The sequence below is a fragment of the Desulfomicrobium escambiense DSM 10707 genome (assembly GCF_000428825.1).
GTDB lineage: Bacteria > Desulfobacterota > Desulfovibrionia > Desulfovibrionales > Desulfomicrobiaceae > Desulfomicrobium > Desulfomicrobium escambiense.
In genome coordinates, this window is the sequence record NZ_AUAR01000032.1 from 1 (window position 1) to 5,889 (window position 5,889).

A 5,889-nucleotide genomic window follows, 5' to 3' on the forward strand; every position below is an offset into this window, starting at 1 on the left:
ATCAACGTGACGGATGTGAGCGGCACGCCGACGAACACGACGGGCATGGTTTACGAGTCTGGACTTTCGGCGAGCGCGTTGGTTCCGGCAGACGGAACGCTGGCGGCAGGCGATGGCGAGAAGATTGTCAGTGCCGATCTCAGTCTGCAGGCGGGTTGGACAGCGGTGGCGGCGAGCGGCAGTTCGGCCTATGGCACCTGGAGCGTCACTGCCGACGGCAAGTTCAGCTACACTCTGACTGACAACACGACTGATTTGGCTGGGGCCGAGACTGACAGTTTCAGTTACACGGCGAAGGATGCGAATGGGAACACGGTGTTGAACACCGTGACGATTACAATCATTGACGACATGCCAATCTCGATTAGTCCTGACGCGATATTCATCGAAAACAAGGGCGTGGGCGGTTCTGGTGATGCGTATAATTCCAGCCTTAACTTCATTCCAGGTGCTGATGGCATCGGATTGGTCAAGTTCGATTCCTCTGATATCGATGCGGGTGCGCCCGTGGTGTCCCTTATTCCTGGATCGACAACTTCGTCTGTGATCGCAAGAGACGAGTCAGGAAACAATCTGATGGTCGGCGGCCAGAAGCTCTACCTGTACCTCAGTGACGACGGGACGACCTTGACCGCGTCGGCTGGACCGACTGCTGGTGGAACTGTAGGTTTTACTCTGACACTGAACGGTTCCGGTGGGTTGTACACCTTCAACCCGGAAGCTGTAATTTCGAATGGAACTGAAATTACATCAACAAGTCTGCTCGGTGTTGGCGGTGGTAATCCGTCATTTAAGTTGCTGCTTGATGTTGGAGGAACAACTCAGGACGTCGCAATGACAACAAAGTCTGTTGATTCTGTGAACTCTGATCGTGATGATATTGGCATCAGCCAGGGACAGACGTTCTCCGCAGGCGAATTAATTAGGTTTGATATGGTTAATGGTTTGGCTCTGAATGCGGATGGCAGTTGGTTCACCTACAATGGGTTGCGTAATGAAATTGTTCGATGGAAGCAGCAGATACTGATTGATGGAAATAAGCCTGACGCGAGTTTCACGGTGACTGCTATCAATGCTAATAACAGCGCTGCCGATACAAATTTCTACGATCCTTTGTACGGTGGTGATAGCTTAATTGACCTCAATCCGATTAATATTCAAATATATAACAACGCGAATCAATTGGTGGCGTCTTCGGACTATCTTGCAAATGGAATCACTGTCACCGATGCCGGGAACTCTGTTCAGATTTCCGGTTTGGAGAACGGTTGGTACTATGAGGTCGTTACCGATGATGCTCACAAGTTTGATGCCGTGCAGCTAGAAGCCGTGACAGGCACGGGTACGTTTAGCTTAGGCTTTTTCACCTACGGGACGGACTACGCCGGTGACCCGATCAATCTGAGTTACAATATCATCGGTACGGACGGCGACGGCGATGCGGTGTATGGTACGGTCGATGTCAGCCTCTTCCCGGACGCCTATGCTTCGTCGGGTTCAAATTTGGCTGGTACAGATGCCCACGATATGCTGCTGGGAACCAATGGTCATGATACCATATCTGGCCTGGGCGGCGATGATTTCATTGCCGGAAATGCCGGTAATGACCAACTGAATGGAGGGGCCGGACACGATGTCATGCACGGCGGTTCCGGGCACGACATCATGAATGGCGGTTTCGGCAACGATACCTTGCATGGCGGGTCCGGCGATGATGTTATGACCGGCGGTTCAGGCTCCGATACATTCATGTACACAGCAGAGGATATCGGGCATGGTCATGATTCGATAACCGACTTCCATGTTGCTGCCACAAACGCAGAAGGTGACGTGCTCGACTTCTCGAGCGTGTTGACGGGCGCGAATGCCGGCAACTTGCATCAGTTCCTGGAGTTCAGCAACGTAGTCCAGCACTTGGATGGAACCACCACGGCTGATCTTGGCGTCGATACGAACGGAAGTGTTGGAGGTTCATCCTTTACGCCCGTGGCAACAATCACGATGACCGGACTCACCGCCGATGTGGATACCGGGGCCGAGGTTCTGAACGCCTTGATGAATAACAACGAAATTAAGATCGGTTAACTCCGAGGCGAAAGGGAGGGATTGCCCTCCCTTTCGTCCTCAACCGGCAGTCATCGTATCTTGTTCGTTGTTTTGTTTCGGGGGAGATGTAGCGGCGAGGGCATCTCTGACTACCTTTACATGAATACTCTTTCCGAGGTCGCCGTACCTCAGAATGCTGACAGGAAATGGGAGACAACTCCTATGACTGATACAATAAAAATAACATCCTTCGCCGGCCAACCCGTCCCCGACGACGGTTTGGTCGTTCACCCACCCCAGGGCGGGGAACTGACCATCTGGCCGGACGGGGGGTATGCGTTCATGCCTCCGGAAGGGGGTGTGGTCGTTGGTGGGCAGTCGCCTGTGACGACCTATTACAGCTTTGTCATGGAAGATATTGACGGCTCGAGTTCCGTGGGGACGTTTGCCTTGAATCCTGCGGAGGAGGTGCCGGGGGGCATGGATGATTTCCGGGCGTGGTCGTTGCCCGAGTTGTTGCATGATGAGGTCGATGCTGCTTTGCTCTTGGCTGGCGGGCATGATGCGCATGTGGATGCGGCGAGCGTCGACGCGCATGGGCCCCACCTGCATGTGGAGTTCGCGGCGGCCGATTCTTTCGACGACGACCTGACGCAACTGATCATGCACTCCCAGCATTCATGACGTGTCTTACGGAAACGTAAGGCGGATTATTTTGTAAAAAAGGGTGCATAGCGCCCTTTTTTCATTTACAAAGATTCATAGCGTAGTTACAGGGTCAACAATAACGGAACTCATTCTCAATTTCATCGGGACCTCATCAAGGAGAGGAAGTTATGTCCACATCGAAAATCGGCCTTTCCCTCGCATTCGCAATGTTATTGACTGGTGCCGCAGCGTACGCCGAGGATCAGATCACCGTGCAAAAAAGCGTGATCGATACTCTGCGCTATGCTCCCCGTCTTGAAATGATCAAACAGAACCGTCAGGCCGTGGGCCATGATCTGGAAAAATCCAAGGGCCGCTGGTACCCCAAAATCGACGTGCGCGGCGGGTATGGCGCCGATTCCTTCCATGACGGCATTTCCAACAACAACAACGACAGATCCGAAGATTGGCGGGAACGCTCCGAACTGGGCGGCTACCTGACCCAGCGCCTCTATGACGGCGGCGAGGCCTCGAGTCAGATCCGCTTGGACGAATCCCGTCTTGAATCACTGCAGTACAGGGTCTTCGACAACGCCGAATCCCTGGCCCTGGACGCCATCATCGCCGCCCTGGAAGTCTACCGGCAGCGCGAGTTGCTCTTCCTGGCCGAAGAGAACGTCAAAGCCCACAAGGACATCCTGGCGTCCCTCAAGGAACGTGAAAAGGCCGGCGCCGGCAGCGTGGCCGACGTGACCCAGACCCAGGCCCGCATGTCCATGGCCCAGGCCTCCCTGGAAAAGACCCACACCAACCTGCGAGACGCCCTGTCCGAATTCCAGCGCCTGACCGGCTACCTGCCCGGCCAGATCGAAATGACTCCGTACCCGGCCGACAAGTTGCCCGCCACCCTCGAAGACATGACCGCCCTGGCCAAGGCAAGCAACCCCAAGATCAGCGCCGGCACCCAGGACGTGACCTCGGAGCAGGAGCGCGTCAACGTGGCCAAGTCCAACTACCACCCCTATGTCTATGCCGAACTGTCCTCGCAGTACTCCGACGGCGTGCAGGACTCCGAGGACTGGGAGCGCACGGACGCGGCCATGGTCCGCTTCAACTGGAACCTGTTCAACGGCGGTTCCGACGTGGCCGCGACCAAGGCTGCCAAGGCCCGCAAGCGTCAGAGCCAGGCCGACCTGGAAGATCTGACCCTGGCCGTCGAGGACGAGACCAAGGTCACTTGGGCGCAGTTCAACTCGGCCCAGAAGGAAGTGGTGGAATACAACGAGGCCGTGAAGCAGAACCGCGCCACCAAGGAAGTCTACCTCGAACAGTTCGGCGTGGCCCAGCGCAGCCTGCTGGACGTGCTGGATTCCGAGAACGAAGTCTTCCAGTCCTCCAACCAACTGGTGACCTCCTCGGTGAACGAGCACATCGCGGCCTACAAGCTCATGGCCCTGTCCGGCTCCCTCATCAAGAATCTGGGCGTGGACCCCGAGCTGTACAAGAGCGCGGCCCGGAACCAGGAAGAATAGGCTTTCCGCCGCCGGCACTGAAAAGGAGGCGCAAGCCTCCTTTTTTTATGGAGTTTTTTGAATTGGCGCTGCTGCATGCATATACCCATGGACGACCGGTCAGCGCCATGGTAGGCGCTGGAGCGTTCCGGCCGTCCGGGCAGGTCGATATTCATCACGGATGCCGCGCAGAGGTCTTTGATTTTTTTATTCAATATATCATAGGGTTGTCGCGTTGGCTCCGCTTGGCCGCAGGCGTACCTGCGAAACCGGCGAAGGCTGGGGTCGATACAGAATTGTCCGCAACTTTGAAGGAGGGGGATCGTGTTGGCAGACTTTGGAAAGAAACTGATTTTGGGGCTTATCACCGCCGCCTGCGTGGTCGGCGTGCACGCAGCCATGATAGAAGTGGCCCCGGAAATTTGCACAAGCCTTTAGGTGGAAACTTTGCTAGCCCGGACACCTTCAAACGGAATTGATCAGGGAGCAGAGAATGACCAAGCGAACGAGACGGAAGCACTCAGCAGAATTCAAGGCCAAGGTAGCGTTAGCGGCGATGGCCGGGGACAAGACACTTGCCGAGTTGGCGCAACGTTTTGAGGTGCATCCGAATCAGATTACCGAATGGAAGCGGCAACTCAGCGAGCGGGCCGCCGCCGTCTTCGGCAAATCGGCTGAGAGTGAACCGGCGGTAGACTTGAAGATCCTGCATGCCAAGATCGGTCAACTGACACTGGAGAACGATTTTTTAGAAAGCGCACTCAGCAAGGTGGGATTGCTGAGCGCAAAGCGATGATCGACCGCGAGCACGAGGTTTCAATCAAGCGGCAGGCCGAACTGGTCGGGATAAGTCGCGGTACCGTGTATTATCAGCCTCGGCCGGTGAGCGCCGCCGACTTGGCGCTTATGCGCCGCATTGACGAGCTGCATCTTGAGCATCCGTTTATGGGTGCCCGGATGCTTCGGGATCAACTTAATCGCTCAGGCGCCGCTGTTGGGCGTAAGCATGTCGGCTCGTTGATGGCACGCATGGGGATTGCTGCGCTGTACCGGAAGCCCGGCACCAGCAAGAAGCATCCTGGGCACAAGATATATCCCTATTTGCTACGAGGGTTGCTCATTGAAAGAAGCAATCAGGTGTGGGCTCTGGATACGACCTACATCCCGATGGCCAAGGGTTTCGTGTATCTGACCTCGGTCGTGGATTGGGTCAGCCGAAAGGTCTTGGCGTCAAAGATAGCGATCACCCTGGAGGCTTGCCATGCGGTCGATGTGCTTCAGGAAGCCTTTCGCCGCTATGGCGCTCCGGAAATCGTGAACACGGATCAAGGCAGTCAGTTTACGGCGATCGAGTTTGTAACGGCTGTCAAGGACATGGGCTGCAAGCTGAGTATGGATGGCCGAGGAGCCTGGCGTGACAACGTTTTCGTTGAGCGCCTTTGGAAGTCGGTGAAGTACGAACGGGCATATCTGCACGCCTACGACACGGTGAGCGATGCCCGGAAGTCGATCATGGAATACATGGATTGGTACAATCAAAAGCGGCCGCATTCACGGTTGGGCAAGAAAACGCCTGACGAGACTTACGCCGAACGAATGTCGCCAGTGAGAATGGCAGTGTAAGAAGAGCGGAGATTCCACTTAAGAAACGGGCAAACGTGTTCAAACGAACTGAGCCACTTCT

General features: G+C 55.5%; 4 protein-coding genes. All 4 read left to right on the top strand.

The features are described 5' to 3' along the window. Positions 1–2,085: calcium-binding protein (locus G394_RS0115845; protein WP_028578498.1), on the top strand; the 2,085-nt coding region annotated here is incomplete at its 5' end. Between the two features lie 183 nt (positions 2,086–2,268). Then, positions 2,269–2,730 (top strand): hypothetical protein, encoded by a 462-nt coding sequence (locus G394_RS0115850; protein WP_028578499.1) that lies wholly within the window; start codon positions 2,269–2,271, stop codon positions 2,728–2,730. A gap of 191 nt (positions 2,731–2,921) precedes the next feature. After that, entirely contained in the window at positions 2,922–4,226 is a 1,305-nt protein-coding gene (locus tag G394_RS19565; RefSeq protein ID WP_281168293.1) for a TolC family outer membrane protein, read from the top strand. A gap of 472 nt (positions 4,227–4,698) precedes the next feature. Next, positions 4,699–5,828, top strand: a protein-coding gene (locus G394_RS0115870) for an IS3 family transposase (RefSeq protein WP_156902399.1) whose coding sequence is annotated in 2 segments (ribosomal slippage) — positions 4,699–4,945 and positions 4,945–5,828 — 1,131 coding nt in all. Because the reading frame shifts where the segments join, the coding sequence is not laid out codon by codon here. Positions 5,829–5,889 lie beyond the last annotated feature (61 nt).

Coding starts and splice junctions, on each gene's coding strand:
- G394_RS19565 (WP_281168293.1), top strand. CDS start 2,922: ATGTTATTGACTGGTGCCGCAGCGTACGCCGAGGATCAGATCACCGTG.
- G394_RS0115850 (WP_028578499.1), top strand. CDS start 2,269: ATGACTGATACAATAAAAATAACATCCTTCGCCGGCCAACCCGTCCCC.